Origin of the sequence: Litchfieldella xinjiangensis, from assembly GCF_000759345.1 — a bacterium.
Taxonomy (GTDB): domain Bacteria; phylum Pseudomonadota; class Gammaproteobacteria; order Pseudomonadales; family Halomonadaceae; genus Litchfieldella_A; species Litchfieldella_A xinjiangensis.
Map to the genome: position 1 here is coordinate 302535 of NZ_JPZL01000004.1, position 15467 is coordinate 318001.

Sequence of the window (15467 nt, forward strand, 5' to 3'; positions counted from 1 at the left end):
TGCTTGACCCTATTCCTCGTTACCAGCATCAGTGGCGTCGCCTGCCGGCTCGTCACTGCCTGCCGTTTCATTGTGCCCTGCTTCGCCGTCGACAGGCGCATCGAGCAGAACGTCGTCCGGCTGTTCGTCGGGTTCGTCGATACGCACCGTCTTCACCAGGCGCTCGCTTTCGCCGAGACGAATCAGGGTGACGCCCTGGGTGTTGCGTGAACTGATCGAGACTTCCTCGACCCGGGTACGCACCAGGGTGCCGCGATCGGTGATCAGCATCATTTCGTCGTTGGCGTAGACCTGCATTGCCGCGACCATGGCACCGTTACGCTCGCTGGTCTGCATGGCGATGACGCCCTGCCCCCCGCGACCGCGCAGCGGGAACTCCTCGAGCCGCGTGCGCTTGCCGTAGCCATTCTCGGATGCGGTGAGGATGTAGATCTGCCCACCATTGGCGGCACTCACCGCCGTGGTGGCTTCGCTGTCACTCACGACCTCGCCATTTTCGTCATCGGCGTCCGAGTCGGCATCGATCTGCTGCGATTGCGGGATGATCAGGCTGATTACCTCGGCGCCCTCCAGCAGGCGCATGCCGCGCACGCCGCGCGCGGTACGGCCCATGGCGCGCACGTTACCTTCCTCGAAGCGGATCGCCTTGCCATTGGACGAGAGCAACATGACATGATCGTTGCCGGAGGTCACCGCAGCGCCCACCAGACGGTCGTCCTCATCGATATCGATGGCGATCAGGCCGACGCTACGCGGCCGCGAGAACTGGTCGAGGCTGGTACGCTTGACGGTGCCCTTGGCGGTAGCGAAGAAGATGTAGCAATCGGGGCTGTATTCCTGAACGGGCAGGATCGCGTTGATTGCCTCGCCTTCATCCAGCGGCAGCAGGTTGACCAGCGGCTTGCCGCGCGAACCACGGCTGGCGGCCGGCATCTCGTAGACCTTGAGCCAGTAGACCTTGCCCTTGTTGGAGAACAGCAGCACCGTGGCGTGCGTCGAAGCGACCAACAGGTGCTCTATGACATCCTCATCCTTCATTGCCGTGGCCGACTTGCCCCGCCCACCACGACGCTGCGCCTGGTAGTCGGAAAGCGGCTGGGTCTTGGCATAGCCACTGCGAGACACGGTCACCACCATGTCCTCTTCGGCAATCAGGTCTTCGATGTTGAGATCGAGATGGCTGATCTGGATCTCGGTACGCCGCTTGTCGCTGTACTGGTCGCGAATGGCGTGCAATTCTTCGCGAATGACCTCCAGCAGGCGGTCGCTGGACGCCAGAATCTCTGTCAGTTCGGCGATGCGCTCCAGGATGCCCAGGTATTCGTCGAGCAGCTTTTCCGTCTCGAGACCGGTCAGGCGGTGCAGGCGAAGCTCGAGGATGGCCTGGGCCTGGGCCGGAGACAGGTGATAACGGTTGTTGTCCGAATCGAGCCCGTAGCTCGGATCGAGATCCTCGGGCTTGCAGGACGTTGCCCCTGCCCGCTCCAGCATGCCGGTGACCTGCCCCGGCTGCCAGGATTTGGCCAGTAGCTTTTCCTTGGCTTCGGTCGCACTCGGCGAGGCCTTGATCAGTTCGATCACCTCGTCGATGTTGGAGATCGCCACCGCCAGGCCTTCGAGGATATGACCCCGTTCCCGCGCCTTCTTGAGTTCAAACAGGGTGCGCCGGGTCACCACTTCGCGGCGGTGACGGATGAAGGCTTCCAGCATCTCCTTCAGGTTCAGCGTCTTCGGCTGACCATTGTCGAGCGCGACCATGTTGATACCGAACACGTTCTGCAGCTGCGTCTGGGCGAACAGGTTGTTGACCACCACCTCGCCGGACTCGCCGCGCTTGACCTCGATCACCACGCGTAGCCCTTCCTTGTCGGACTCGTCGCGCAGTTCGGCGATACCCTCGATCTTCTTTTCCTTGACCAGCTCGGCGATCTTCTCGATCAGCCGCGCCTTGTTCACCTGGTAGGGAAGCTCGTGAACGATGATATGGTCGCGGCCGGTCTTGTCGTCATGCTCGATGGTGTGCTGGGCGCGCACATAGATGCGGCCGCGGCCGGTCCGGTAGGCATCGAGGATGCCCGCCTTGCCGTTGATGATGCCCCCGGTGGGGAAATCGGGACCCGGCACGTACTCCATCAGATCGTCGATGGTCAGCGTGTAGTCGTCGATCAACGCCAGGCAGGCATCGATGATCTCGCCCATGTTGTGCGGCGGGATATTGGTGGCCATACCAACCGCAATCCCGGAGGAGCCGTTGATCAGCAGGTTAGGCACCCGTGTCGGCAAGACTTCCGGGATACGCTCGGTCCCGTCGTAGTTGTCGACCCAGTCGACTGTCTCTTTCTCGAGATCGGCCAGCAACTCATGAGCCAGCTTGGACATGCGCACTTCGGTGTAACGCATCGCGGCGGCGTTGTCGCCGTCGATCGACCCGAAGTTGCCCTGGCCATCGACCAGCACATGGCGCATGGAAAAGTGTTGGGCCATGCGAACGATGGTGTCGTAAACGGCACTATCACCATGGGGGTGATATTTACCGATGACGTCACCGACCACACGGGCGGACTTCTTGTAGGGTTTGTTCCAGTCGTTACTCAATTCGTGCATGGCAAACAGCACGCGCCGGTGTACCGGCTTGAGGCCATCACGGACATCGGGCAGGGCCCGGCCTATGATGACGCTCATCGCGTAATCGAGGTACGACTGCTTGAGCTCGTCCTCGATATTGACTGGCAGAATCTCTCTGGCGATGTCACCCATGGGTCGTCAAATCCTTTGCATTGCGACACGTTGGCGCTGCAAGCGCCTGTCGAATAGCGTCTAGCGGCAGCCGGGGATTATATCATCGCAAGCGCCACAAAGGCAGCGGCAGCATGGGGCATCGACACGTTGCGTCAACGCGAGACGAGCAGCGGTTCGAATGTCTCGAGAAACGCCCCTTCGATCGGCAAGGGCTTCTGGGTCTGCATATCGAGCAGCACGAAGGTCAGGTCGGCATCGACGACCGGCGCGCCATCGCGGACTCGATGAATGGTCTGGTGCATGACAGCACTGCGCCCGCTGATCCGGCTCAGCATGGTGTGTACTTCGAGGTCGTCGCCGAGCACGGCCCCCTGGCGGTAATTGATGTTGAGATTGACCGCTACCATGGCCACGCCTTTGCGCAAGGTGTCGGCATCGCCGAGATGTTCGTCGAAATAGGCCCAGCGCCCCTCTTCGAGAAACTCGAGGTACCGGGCATTGTTGACATGGTCATAGACGTCGAGGTGAAACCCTCTGACGCGCAAGTTGTTCCGGGTAATGCGACTGTCCAGGGTATCGTCTGTCATGACTCGCTCCATCATTGCTATTTACGGATCAACACGATCGGATCAACACAATCGGGTTCTGATTCTAGACACAGGCCGGGCCTGATCACAAACGAACGTTTGAATCAGTCGCACTGAACGATCCAGACTGGTACCTGACTAGGCGTTTCGCCATAATGTGAATCCTTTCGCCAAGGATTCGCCCTTTTCCATGTGGTTCAAAAACTTGCATCTGTATCGTTGGCACGATGCGCCCGACATCGACCTGGATGCGCTCGAAGATGCGCTGATCGAACATGCCTATCGCCCCTTGGGCGGTAGCGAGGCCCGACGCTTGGGCTGGTGCCCGCCTGCGGGACGCCAGGGCGTCAGGCACGTGCATGAAGTGCAGGGCCACCGGCTGCTGGCGACACTGCGCCAGGAGCGGTTGCTGCCGGCCGGCGTGGTCCGCGAAGAGGTCGAGTCGCGCGCGGCAGATCGCGAGGCCGCCGAAGGGCGCCCTCTGCCACGCAAGGAAAAGCAGGCACTCAAGGAGCAGGTTTACGAGGAGTTCCTGCCGCGGGCGTTCGTGCGTAGTCAACGCGTCGAACTGTGGTGGGATACGCGTCGCTCGTTGATCGGCATCAATACCAGCAGCCGCAAGCGTGCCGAGGAAATGCTCGACCTGCTGCGTCAGACGCTGGGCAGCCTCAAGGTCACCCCGTTGGCAACCCAGACGTTGCCGATTCGCGCCATGACCACATGGCTGACCGACATCGACGCCCGCCCACCGATGCTGACACTTGGCGACCAGGTGGAACTCAAGGCCAAGGGCGACGATGGCGTGTTGCGCGCACGCCAGGTCGACCTCGACAGCGATGAGATACAGAACGTGTTGGCAGGCGGGCGCGAGGCCACCAAACTGGCGATTCATCTCGAAGGCCATTTGTCGCTGACGCTGCACGACGATCTCGCCCTGAAAGGCTTGCGCTTCGATGATAAATTGCTTGATGAAGCCTCCCAGGCTGACGATGGCGGCGATGCCATACTGCGCCTGGAAACGGATTTCGTTCTGATGGCTCAGGCACTGGCAACGACCGTCGAGCAATTGATCGACTGGCTGGGTGGCGAATCGCAGGCAGCCGCCTCACCACTTTCCAGCGATGCAATGGCCAGCGACGCACCATGAATTCACCCGTTTTCTTTACCGACTTCGACATCAGCAGCGTGACGCTCTTATCGTGACTTACGAATCGAACAGCCAGGCACAACAAACCGACTCGCAAGCGACGGATCCGTATGCCGAGATCCGGCCATATAATGACGACGAGGTTGCCGAAGTCATTGCGCGACTGGCCAATGATCCCGAGCTCCTCGATGCTCTGACGCAATATCGCCTGCCTCGGCTGCGGCGTTATGCCCCCCGGCTGGCCAGGGGCATTGCCAGCCTCGCCATACGGCGGGAAATGCGGGGCGTGAACTCAGTGCGTGATTTCCAGATGCGCCTAGCAAGCTACATGCATCGCATGATCCGCTCGACGACAGACGCCTTCGAGGTCGAAGGGCTCGACCGGTTGGATCCCGATACGGCCTATCTTTTCATCGGCAATCATCGCGATATTGCACTGGACCCGGCCTTCGTCAACTATGCGCTCTACCAGGCGGGCCGTAATACGGTACGCATCGCCATCGGCGACAACCTGCTGCAGAAGCCCTACGTGACCGACCTGATGCGGCTCAACAAGAGCTTCATCGTGCCGCGTTCGGCACGGGGCAAGCGTGCCATGCTGGCGGCCTTCCAGGCACTATCGAGTTATATTCGCCACTCGATCATCGGCGATAACCACTCTATATGGCTCGCCCAGCGCGAAGGTCGCGCCAAGGATGGTATCGACCGAGCCGATACGGCGATCGTCAAGATGCTCACCATGGCGCGCCGGCAGGCCGATAAAACGGCCGACTTCGGGGAAGCCATCGAAGAGCTGCGCATGGTGCCTATCTCGATCAGCTACGAATACGATCCGTGCGACCTGCAGAAGGCCCGCGAGCTTCATGCCATGCATACCGAAGGTCGCTACCAGAAGGTCGAGTTCGAGGATATCCGCTCCATCGTGGCCGGCATTACCGGCAACAAGGGGCGGATCAAGCTCAGCTTCGGTTCACCGCTGGACAGGATATTCGACACGCCCGACGCCGTCGCTGCAGAGATCGATCGTCAGGTATTGGGTGGCTACCACTTGTTCCCGAGCCATATGCTCGCACTCGAAGCCACCGGCCTGGCACCCGACCTGCTGGATCTTTCGGAGGTCACCGATGTTGACCGGGCGCGGTTCAGCGCTCGCCTGGCGGAAATCCCCACCCATCTGCATGACTGGTGGTTGGCGCAATACGCCAATCCGGTCCTCAACCGTGCCGGGCGCCTCACGGAGGAACGCTAGCGAGATAGGGGACCAATTCAGTCCACATTGGTGATGCCGCCCCGGTTTCGTGTAAACTGGGGCCACGCTTGACTGGCATGGCGGATGGCACCGCCCGAGGAACCTGACGCATGGGCACCCCTTTACCCTCTACCCTGACGCCCCGCGAGATCGATACTCGCGAGGCCCATCGTGTGACGCTGATCGGTGCCGTCATCGATGGTCTGCTGGGCATATTCAAGGTGCTCGCCGGCATCATGGTGGGCTCCGTGGCATTGATTGCCGACGGTATCCACTCCTTTTCCGACCTGGTCACCGATGCGCTGGTCCTGGTCGCTACGCACTTCGGACGCATGGAGCCGGACCATAACCATCCCTACGGTCATGGACGCATCGAGACACTGGCCACGTTGTGGCTGGGCAGTATGCTCATCTTCATCGCCGGGGGTATCGCCTGGGCCAGCCTGACCCGCCTTCTTGCCTCGGAACACGCCCTGCCCCCGGGCTACTGGCCGATCGTGCTGAGTGTCATTGCCCTGTTGGCCAAGGAATGGATCTTCCGTTACACCATGCGTGTAGCGAAGCGCGTCAAATCGCGGCTGCTCGAGGCGAATGCCTGGCACTCCCGCTCGGATGCACTCTCGACCGGTGCAGTCCTCGTCGGCCTGGTGGCTGCGCAAATGGGCATCGGCTGGGTCGATGCCCTGGCGGCGATACTCGTCGGCTTGCTGGTCGGCAAGGTAGGCTGGAGCCTGCTCAAGGAAGCAAGCCATGAACTGGTCGATACAGCCTTGCCCGAAGAGCAACAGGCCAGGATGCTAGCGACCGTGACCCGGGTGCCCGGCGTGCTCAGCGTCCATGATATGCGTACCCGCACCATCGGCGGCCAAATCCTGCTCGACATGCACCTGGTGGTATCGCCGCGCATTTCAGTCTCCGAAGCCCACGAGGTGGGCAACCAGGCGCATCGCAACCTGCACGAGGCCTTCCCCCTGCTTACCGATGTCACATTCCACATCGATCCGGAAGACGATTCAGACGTTCCCGATATCGAGCAGCGCGAAGGGCTTCCGCTGCGTGACGACGTCGAAGCGGAACTCATCGAGCGCTGGGGCGACCTGCCTGTCTGGCCGGAACATACGGCAATGCGGCTCCACTACCTGGATCATCAGATCGAGGTCGTACTCTACCTGCGTGCCGACGAACGCCGCTCCAGCAGCGATCTGAAAGCCATTGCTACTGACTTGAAGCAGCGAGCCAGCGATCTGGAATGGCTGGCGTCGGTGCATGTCTGGCAAGGCGAGGGGCATCCCTGAATCTAGGTTCTGGGGCCGACTTTCGCCTATTTGTCGTCCATCTGCGCAGCTTAGGCACTGCTGCCAACAACAACATGCCCGCCACCACCCGATACAGCGAACCTGCATAAGCTGTGCTATGGTCGCGCCAATAACCGGCAGGGCCGGTCGTCATCCATACAGGAGCTTGCCATGTCCGCTTCCGAGATTCAGAAAACCCGCGTCATCAATGAACTACGCGGCTTCATCAAGAAGCTGCTGCAGGACCCCAAGATCCTCGAACAATCGTTGGAAATCGCCCGCAAGCACCTCCCCCAGGGTGACAAGGGCGCCATGGCGCGTGTCGCCAACGAGATCTCCGATACCACCAGCGTCCACATCCCTGAAGACCCGAGTGAGCACTCTGAGGCCGATCGGCTGTATCTGGAACTGCTCAAGGAAGTGATCGACGAGGAGCAGGCCCTTTATTAAAGCCTCTTGTGTTCGCATTCGACTCGCCCGCTCTTGAACTTACCACCACGGACAGGAGCGGGACGGCCTCGCCAGTGGCAAACGTTTGTCTGAAACGATAACAAATATTATTTACACAACGTAACGAAACCTCTATAACGAGGTAAACGCTTAGCCTAAAAGGCCTCCCATGCGTCCCTGTGCCATTCCAACTCAGCCCCCACGGCGCCAGGCCGGGGCAGCACTGATCGTTACCCTGGTGCTACTGGTCACGACCACCCTTCTTGCCCTGACCAGCTACCAGTCATCGCTTTTGAATGAACGGATGGCGGGGAATTATCGTGCCTCCCTGATTGCACTGAACGAGGCTGAGGCAGGCGTTGCAGGGTTCTACCGCGCACTGCAGAACCCTGAGAATACAGATAATCCCCTTACCTATAAGAATAATCGTGGTTATGCAGCGCGCGAAAAACTGCTGGATGACCTAAAAAAAGGCAAGCTGAGCGGGACAGTAAGCTTAGCTCCTATCAACAATGGGCCAGCTAAAATTTTCCCCCATCTTGAGCCGTTCGACCCTGACAGCGAGGCAATTTCACTGGAAGGAGATGCCTTCTGGCTGGTCAGCGAGGGGCGATATGGGCCAGAGGGTAGTGAAGCGATCCGACGTATCAGAGCGCTATTTACTGTGCCACAGTCAACCTCGTATCCCTTCGGCGGCATCATTACCTGCGAAGGCGCCACATTGGGTGGCAGCGGCTTGATCGACAGCTACGATTCCCGCCTGGGTGCCTATGGGGCTAATCAGAACGCCGCGAGGAGCAATGTCACAGTCGCTAGCCAAGTCATTCGGGACGATCCGACAGATGATAGCGTCATCAGCCTCAACGGTAACGCACCGATATATGGGAACATTAAAGCTCCGGGCAACATAGTGACTCAAGGCTCGTCGGCTATTATCGGTAATATAGATGCGATGGGTCGTGTCGATATACGCGGGGGAAATTGGTGGAACTCCCAGACGCAACAAAATGGCCGTGTCTTCGGCGATATACGCGCTATCGGAAGCGTAAACAGTAACGTAACACTTCATGGTAATGTCGACTCACAAGAACGAATCATGCTGGATTGGGGAGCGAAGATAACCGGTAACGCTACGGCTCCCTATATCGAGCTACCCAACCATGCCAATGCCAGCGACTTTGTCGAGGGGACGCGTCAAGCAACTAGCGGAACGACTCCTGATTTCAGCGACATCGAGCTCGTCACGTCCGCAGCGGAGTGTGCCACGCTTGATGTCGACGAGCGCGTGCAGACGTTAGGCGATGTTGTCTCTTCCTCCGGCACCCTGTCACTTAATGGAGGCGGGAGAGATGTAGTGCTCAATGCCAGCGGTCTTCATGATCCCAACGGCGGCCCGGATGTTAGCGTAGCCAACCATACACTCGATGGCCGCGAGGTAAGTGTGGTTCGCTTCGACAGTTTCTCGATGGGTGGCAGCCCACGTTTCATCATTGGCGAGCCCAACCGACCCGTCGATATGGTCATGGTTGTGGATGGCAATACCGATATCGGCGGCGGCGGTAGTTTCACCATCAGCCCCGGCAGCACCTTGCAGATCGTGACAAGTGGACAATTCAATCTGGGCAGCGGTATCACCGTCGGCGACGGCAAGCCCAGCAAGGTGACCGATGAGGGTAGTGTTCCGATCCTCTCGGTGGTCTCAAACTATCGCGATGCCAATAGCAATGGCTATGGACACAGCGGGGTACGCATCGGGGGCGGCGCAGCCTTTTATGGCCAGGTTATCGCACCCTATGCGTTGGTCGATGTACATGGCAGTGGGGGAATGTATGGGGCTGTGAATGCCGGGAAGGTGGATATTTCGGGGGCAGGCGGGTTTCATTATGACGAGAGCTTTAATGACATAACGATTCACAACCCGAGCAATAGAGCAGAATCATTTAATTTACTAACAATCAATGAGACTTATTGATTTAGAACCAACCAGCAAGCTCACAATATATAATAAGCTTTACCCACCATTCATATTATCATTATAACATTCAATCCAATTAAAGCCATCAGAACTCAAGTTAGACTAAAAACCACGGAAAATAATACAATCAAGAATAAGCTAATTAAATATTACGCCGAAATAACTGCTACGTTCTTGTTATAAGGACCACCCAAAGCTGTGAGCAATAAAATCAAGGGCGCCGTGGCGCCCTTGACTCAATTTCACCCCGCGAGCTCTCTAACAACAGCCCTTTGAACCACTGTGCTTCTCGCTGGGGTCCCTTGGATTACCCTATTACCATCGGAGTCTGCAAAGGAAATAGCTGTGGCCCCCGCCCCCTCACCGGCCACACATGCCTCAGGCTCGATAGCTGCTATAGCTGCAGTTTCCGCAGCTGCTGTATCTGAATTTACTAATTCAGCGAAATATGCAGTCCTTACCGAGTTAACTTCTGCTAAACATGCGTTTTCCGACGCAGTAACCAAATAATTCTGATACTGCGGAATCGCAATCGCCGCCAAAATGCCGATGATCGCCACCACGATCAGCAGCTCGATCAGCGTAAAGCCGCCCTGACCGCCTTGAGTCCCCTGCATACCTTTCATTCTTTTCATCTCTCGTTCCCCTGGGCCAGCGCCCTGTCGTACTGTTCACCAGCGTTTCGATTCGCGGTCGTTTCGGCCGGCGGGTAGGGTTACGACCTGCTACCCTCGGCTTACGCCCAGATTACTTACCGTTGCGGTCCCAGCCTAACCGAACCATGCGTTAACGAATGAGGCGAGGTCATTCTCAAAACGCCTCCATTTCAACGGTTCGGCCTGACGCCCTCTGCGTAAACCATGCAAAGGCGCGCCCTCACGAGACGTAACATAACACAGCACAACATAAAGACACACAACAAGCCTCATACCGATACATTACTTGGTTGAGGTTGCGCTGGAGTGCTCAAACCTGCGAAATGGCGTTGAAATCATCACAAGCCCCATGATTCGCTGCACTATTGAGGTCATCACATAGCCGCTAGAATACGAAGGATAACGCGCCGTCTGCCCAACGAAGCGACGGCCATACCAGGGAACTTGCTAATGCACGACCCCACATCACCGCCGGTGACGGGTCCACACGATCATGAAGCAGCGGGCGAGAATTCATCGCTGGTCCGAGCAGCCAGCCGCAACGGCCTGCACGGTCTCGCACGCCGCCTGGTGGACGAAGGCCTGCTTTCCGAGGCGGCAGCCCACCGTGCCGAGCTCGAGGCACGCGAGGAAGATGTCTCGTTGATGCAGCATGTCGTTGCCAGCGGCCAGGTGACGGCGCGCGATGCCGCGTTCACTGCCGCGTGGGAATACGGCCTGCCGCTGATCGATCTCGATGCAGTGAAGCTAACCAGCCTGCCGGCAGCCTCGGAGCTGCCTGAGAAGCTGTTGCGTAAGCTCTCGGCCATGCCGCTCTACCGGGATGCGAACCATCTCACCGTGGCCATTCCCTACCCCACCAGCCTGGCCCAGCTCGACGAATTGCAGTTTGCCACGGGGTTGAGCGTGGAAGGTGTGCTGGCCTCGGTCGACCAGCTCGGCCCGGCGCTCGAGAACTATCTGAACCACGCCGACAGCAGCGCCATGCTCGGTGGGCTGGAAGGCGCCGAAGGCGAACTCGACCACCTCGATTTCGACGAGTACGATCCCGAGGACGATACCGCCATCACTGCCGGCAGTGACGACGCCCCGGTGGTGCGCTACGTCAACAAGATCCTGCTCGACGCGATACGCCGCGGGGCTTCGGATATCCACTTCGAACCCTACGAAACCAGCTTCCGGATACGTTTTCGCATCGATGGCATGCTGCTCGAGGCCGCACGGCCGCCATTTGGCATGCGCACACGCATTGCCGCCCGCCTCAAGGTGATGGCGCGCCTGGATATCTCCGAGCGGCGTTTGCCTCAGGACGGCGCGATCAAGCTGCGTCTGTCGCGTCAGCGCTCGATCGATTTTCGTGTGAATTCCCTACCGACGGTGTATGGCGAAAAGATCGTGCTGCGCATACTCGACCCCGCTTCGGCGCGGCTGGGTATCGATGCGCTGGGCTTCTCCCCCCGCCAGAAGGCAATGTACGAGAAAGTGCTCGCGCAGCCCCAAGGCATGATCCTGGTGACCGGCCCCACCGGTAGCGGCAAGACGGTCACGCTCTATACCGGCATCAATATTCTCAACACTGCCGAACGCAACATCTCCACGGCCGAGGATCCGGTCGAGCTCAAGGTCCCCGGGGTGAACCAGGTCAACGTCCAGCCCAAGATCGGCCTGGACTTCGCCAGCGCGCTGCGTGCCTTCCTGCGCCAGGATCCCGATGTGGTCATGGTCGGCGAGATACGTGACCTTGAAACGGCGGAGATTTCGGTCAAGGCCTCCCAGACCGGCCACCTGGTGCTGTCGACCGTACATACCAACTCGGCAGCCGAAACCCTGACCCGCCTGCAGAACATGGGCGTGGCGGCATTCAATATCGCCAGCTCGGTGTCGTTAATCATTGCCCAACGTCTGGCACGCAAATTATGTACACATTGCCGCCAACCTGCCGATATACCCAGGGAGGCCCTGCTCGAAGAGGGTTTCGCCGAAGAAGACATCGGTCAGGCCACGATCTTTCAACCGGTGGGCTGCCGACAGTGCACGCTGGGCTACAAGGGCCGCGTAGGCATCTACGAGGTAGTGCCGATCAGCAACGCCATGAGCCAATTGATCATGCGCCAGGGCAATGCCCTGGAACTCGACGCCCAGGCACGTCAGGAAGGACATCCCGATCTTCGCCGCAGCGGGCTCGAGAAGGTCATGCAAGGGGTGACCAGCCTCGAAGAGATCAATCGAATTACCAAGGACTGATGCTTCATCAGCCTTTACGCAGTCGTGCCGAAGCGTGGCGTTCAGACCCGCCGGCCCGTGAGATGACGTCGAAACGACGCAGGGAACCACTATGGCGACACAACAGATGAGAGCGCCACAACGCATCAAGCTGTATCGCTGGCGTTGGAGCGGCAAGGGCCCCAACGGCCGTCGCGTGAGCGGCGAGATCGTGGCCGGCCACAAGGACGAGGTCGAACGCGAGCTCTCGGGCCAGAACATCATGGTCAAGACGATTCGTCGTCGCAGCAGCCTGTTTGGCGGTGTCGGCAAGATCAAGCCCCGCGACATCATGCTGTTTGCCCGGCAGATGGCGACGATGATCCGTGCCGGTGTGCCGGTATTGCAGGCCTTTGACGTGGTGGCCGAAAGCCTCAAGAAACCGGCGATGCGCTCATTGGTCCAGGAATTGATGAACGATGTCTCGGCCGGGTCGAGCTTTTCCGATGCGCTGCGCAAGCACCCGCAACACTTCGACCGGCTGTTTGCCAACATGGTCGAAGCGGGCGAACAATCGGGGTCGCTGGATCGCATGCTGGAGCGGGTCGCCAGCTACAAGGAGAAGATCGAGTCGCTCAAGGGCCGGGTCAAGAAGGCGCTCTATTATCCGGCTGCCGTCATCTCCGTTGGGGTAGGCGTTACCGCCCTGCTGCTAATCAAGGTCGTACCGCAGTTCGAGAGCCTATTCCGGGGCTTCGGCGCCGAACTGCCGGTCATGACCCAGATGACCATCACCCTGTCGGAGTTCGCGCAACGGTATTGGCTATGGGGCATCGGCCTGCTCATCGCCTCGATATTTCTTCTGCGCCAGGGTATGAAGCGCTCGGAGGCGTTTGCCTACCGCATGCACGCGCTCTCGCTGAAGATACCGGTGATCGGCGATATTCTCGACAAATCGTCAGTGGCTCGCTATTCGCGTACGCTGGCCACCACCTTCGGGGCGGGTGTGCCACTGGTGGAGTCGCTGGATACCGCTGCGGGAGCTGCCGGCAACCAGGTCTACGAACGGGCCATCCGCCAGATTCGCGAGGATGTCTCCACCGGCCAGCAGTTGCACTTCGCCATGCGCCTGAGCGAGCGCTTCCCGGCGCTGGCGGTACAGATGGTGGGTATCGGGGAGGAGTCCGGTGCACTGGACGCCATGCTCAACCGCGTGGCGGACTATTACGAGGAGGAAGTCGATAACAAGGTCGATGCCCTCACCTCATTGCTCGAACCGTTCATCATCGTGGTGCTTGGCGTACTCGTGGGTGGTCTGGTGGTGTCGATGTATCTGCCCATCTTCGAACTCGGCACGGTGCTGTAGGTATGGGTCATGAAATCGCTACGCTCGACCTGCCTCCCGCCCTCCTTTGGCCACTAGTCGTCGTGCTGGGTCTGTGCCTGGGCAGCTTCCTGAACGTGGTCATCACCCGCGTGCCGGTCATGCTCATGCAAGGCTGGCGTGCCGAGGCCCGCGAGGCGCTGGAGCTCGAGACGGAAGATACGCCACGCTTCAACCTGCTCACGCCGGCGTCTCAGTGCCCTGCCTGTGGCAATCCCATCGCCTGGCACGACAACGTACCGGTGATCGGATACCTCAAGCGCCGCGGGCGCTGCGCTCAGTGTGGTACTCGCATCAGTCCACAGTACCCGCTGGTAGAAGTCGCCGGCGCGGCGCTGACAGTCGCGGTGGTCGCCATCCATGGGCCAAACCTGGCCTCGCTATTCCTTATAGGCGCCTGCCTGACGCTTCTCGCCCTGGCCGTCATCGATTTTCGCACCCAGTTGCTGCCGGACATGATGACCCTGCCGCTGCTGTGGGCCGGGCTGCTGTATCAGCTTCTGTTCCAGCCGCTGATGTTACACAGTGCCGTGATCGGTGCGATGGCAGGCTATCTTGTCCTGTGGTCGTTTTATTGGCTGTTCAAGCTGGTCACCGGTAAGGAAGGCATGGGTTACGGCGATTTCAAGCTGCTCGCCGCGCTGGGTGCCTGGCTGGGCTGGCAGCAGTTACCGCTGCTACTGTTGCTTTCTGCTGGTGTCGGGGCGCTGGTGGGCATCGCCATTCAACTGGCCCTTCCTCGTCTACGTGGCGCACCCATGCCTTTCGGACCCTACCTGGCCATGGCAGGTTGGATCGCACTGTTGGCCGGCGCGCCCCTTATCGCCTGGTATCAGGGCTTGCTAATCTAGCCCCTGACTGAACCCTGACGAAAGGACACACACGTGAAGAAGCTGACCATCGGCGTCACAGGGGGCATCGCCTCGGGAAAATCGACCGTTGCCCGCGCTTTCGAGGCGCACGGCATCCCCTGGGTGGATGCCGATGATGTGGCCCGCGAGATCGTCGCCCCCGGCGAGCCGGCCCTGGACGAGATCGTTGCGCGCCATGGCCAGGCCATGCTGGATGCCGAGGGCCAGCTCAATCGACGCGCCCTGCGCGAGCTCGTGTTTCGCGAGGCCGACGAGCGCGCCTGGCTGGAGTCGGTCATGCATCCGCGCATTCGTCAGCGCATCCTGGCGTATCTCGAACGGATGCGCGAGTCACAGGCGCCCTATCATCTGCTGGTCTCGCCCTTGTTGTTCGAGTCCGGTCAATTTCGCCTCGTCGACCGCACTCTGGTCATCGATATTCCCGAATCGGTGCAGATCACCCGCACCGCAGCCCGTGACGATGTCAATGAAGCCCAGGCCCAGGCCATCGTCGATGCCCAGATGCCACGCCATGAGCGTCTAGCCTGCGCCGATGATGTCATCGACAACAGTGGCGAGGCTAAATCGCTTGCCGAGCAGGTCGCCACATTGGACCGGAAATATCGGGCGTTGTGTGCATCGTCGTAATTGGGCATCCTTGTCCCACATGCCCCGACCCGCCGAATGCCATGAGCCAACACCACGCTACACGACCGCTTGAAGTCTCCTGCCCCCAGTGCCACACCAAGGTACTCTGGGTCGAGGACAATCTGTATCGCCCGTTCTGTTCCAAGCGCTGCAAGCTGCTTGATCTGGGCGCCTGGGCCGATGAATCGCACCGCATTGCGGGCGAGCCGGCCATGGACGAAACCGAAATCGACGAGATGATTCTGCGTGCCGAACGTGGACAGCGCGACGACGGCTAACCCGGC

Annotated in this window: 13 protein-coding genes; 10 read left to right on the forward strand and 3 right to left on the reverse strand. The window is 59.6% G+C overall.

Annotated features, from left to right (window positions below):
* Nucleotides 1-9: 9 nt before the first annotated feature.
* Both gyrA and JH15_RS16160 read right to left on the reverse strand, forming a co-directional pair.
* Nucleotides 10-2757 carry a DNA gyrase subunit A gene (gyrA, locus tag JH15_RS16155; protein WP_043532210.1) on the reverse strand — a complete coding sequence of 916 codons (2748 nt, stop codon included), beginning with the start codon at nucleotides 2755-2757 and terminating at the stop codon, nucleotides 10-12.
* 134 nt (nucleotides 2758-2891) lie between these two features.
* Nucleotides 2892-3326 carry an acyl-CoA thioesterase gene (locus tag JH15_RS16160; protein WP_043532212.1) on the reverse strand — a complete coding sequence of 145 codons (435 nt, stop codon included), beginning with the start codon at nucleotides 3324-3326 and terminating at the stop codon, nucleotides 2892-2894.
* Between the two features lie 190 nt (nucleotides 3327-3516).
* On the opposite strand from JH15_RS16160, the gene JH15_RS16165 reads away from it, so the two are divergent.
* The 5 genes from JH15_RS16165 to JH15_RS16185 all read left to right on the forward strand — a co-directional run bounded on the left by JH15_RS16165 (nucleotide 3517) and on the right by JH15_RS16185 (nucleotide 9439).
* Nucleotides 3517-4473 carry a recombination-associated protein RdgC gene (locus JH15_RS16165; RefSeq protein ID WP_043532214.1) on the forward strand — a complete coding sequence of 319 codons (957 nt, stop codon included), beginning with the start codon at nucleotides 3517-3519 and terminating at the stop codon, nucleotides 4471-4473.
* 52 nt (nucleotides 4474-4525) lie between these two features.
* Entirely contained in the window at nucleotides 4526-5722 is a 1197-nt protein-coding gene (locus JH15_RS16170; protein ID WP_043532592.1) for a 1-acyl-sn-glycerol-3-phosphate acyltransferase, read from the forward strand.
* A 110-nt stretch (nucleotides 5723-5832) separates the two neighbouring features.
* Nucleotides 5833-7017, forward strand: a complete 1185-nt coding sequence (locus JH15_RS16175; protein WP_043532216.1) for a cation diffusion facilitator family transporter — start codon at nucleotides 5833-5835, stop codon at nucleotides 7015-7017.
* Nucleotides 7018-7188: 171 nt separating this feature from the next.
* The gene (locus tag JH15_RS16180) at nucleotides 7189-7467 is read left to right on the forward strand and encodes a hypothetical protein (RefSeq protein ID WP_043532218.1); all 279 of its coding nucleotides are present in this window, start codon (nucleotides 7189-7191) and stop codon (nucleotides 7465-7467) included.
* Nucleotides 7468-7636: 169 nt separating this feature from the next.
* The gene (locus tag JH15_RS16185) at nucleotides 7637-9439 is read left to right on the forward strand and encodes a polymer-forming cytoskeletal protein (RefSeq protein WP_043532220.1); all 1803 of its coding nucleotides are present in this window, start codon (nucleotides 7637-7639) and stop codon (nucleotides 9437-9439) included.
* Nucleotides 9440-9684: 245 nt separating this feature from the next.
* Here JH15_RS16185 and JH15_RS18490 read toward each other — a convergent pair whose 3' ends face one another.
* Nucleotides 9685-10077, reverse strand: a complete 393-nt coding sequence (locus JH15_RS18490) for a prepilin-type N-terminal cleavage/methylation domain-containing protein (RefSeq protein ID WP_269319800.1) — start codon at nucleotides 10075-10077, stop codon at nucleotides 9685-9687.
* Nucleotides 10078-10548: 471 nt separating this feature from the next.
* On the opposite strand from JH15_RS18490, the gene pilB reads away from it, so the two are divergent.
* From pilB to yacG, 5 genes are all read left to right on the forward strand, one after another.
* Nucleotides 10549-12342, forward strand: coding sequence for a type IV-A pilus assembly ATPase PilB (gene pilB / locus JH15_RS16195; RefSeq protein ID WP_081949086.1), 1794 nt, complete (start codon nucleotides 10549-10551; stop codon nucleotides 12340-12342).
* Nucleotides 12343-12433: 91 nt separating this feature from the next.
* On the forward strand, nucleotides 12434-13666 hold the full coding sequence (locus JH15_RS16200) for a type II secretion system F family protein (RefSeq protein ID WP_043532225.1): 1233 nt from the start codon (nucleotides 12434-12436) through the stop codon (nucleotides 13664-13666).
* A gap of 2 nt (nucleotides 13667-13668) precedes the next feature.
* Complete coding sequence (locus JH15_RS16205; RefSeq protein WP_043532227.1) at nucleotides 13669-14535, forward strand: prepilin peptidase; 867 nt, start codon at nucleotides 13669-13671, stop codon at nucleotides 14533-14535.
* Nucleotides 14536-14577: 42 nt separating this feature from the next.
* A complete protein-coding gene (gene coaE / locus JH15_RS16210) occupies nucleotides 14578-15183 on the forward strand; it encodes a dephospho-CoA kinase (protein ID WP_043532595.1) in 606 nt (201 codons plus the stop codon).
* A 41-nt stretch (nucleotides 15184-15224) separates the two neighbouring features.
* On the forward strand, nucleotides 15225-15461 hold the full coding sequence (gene yacG / locus JH15_RS16215) for a DNA gyrase inhibitor YacG (RefSeq protein ID WP_043532229.1): 237 nt from the start codon (nucleotides 15225-15227) through the stop codon (nucleotides 15459-15461).
* Nucleotides 15462-15467: the final 6 nt, after the last annotated feature.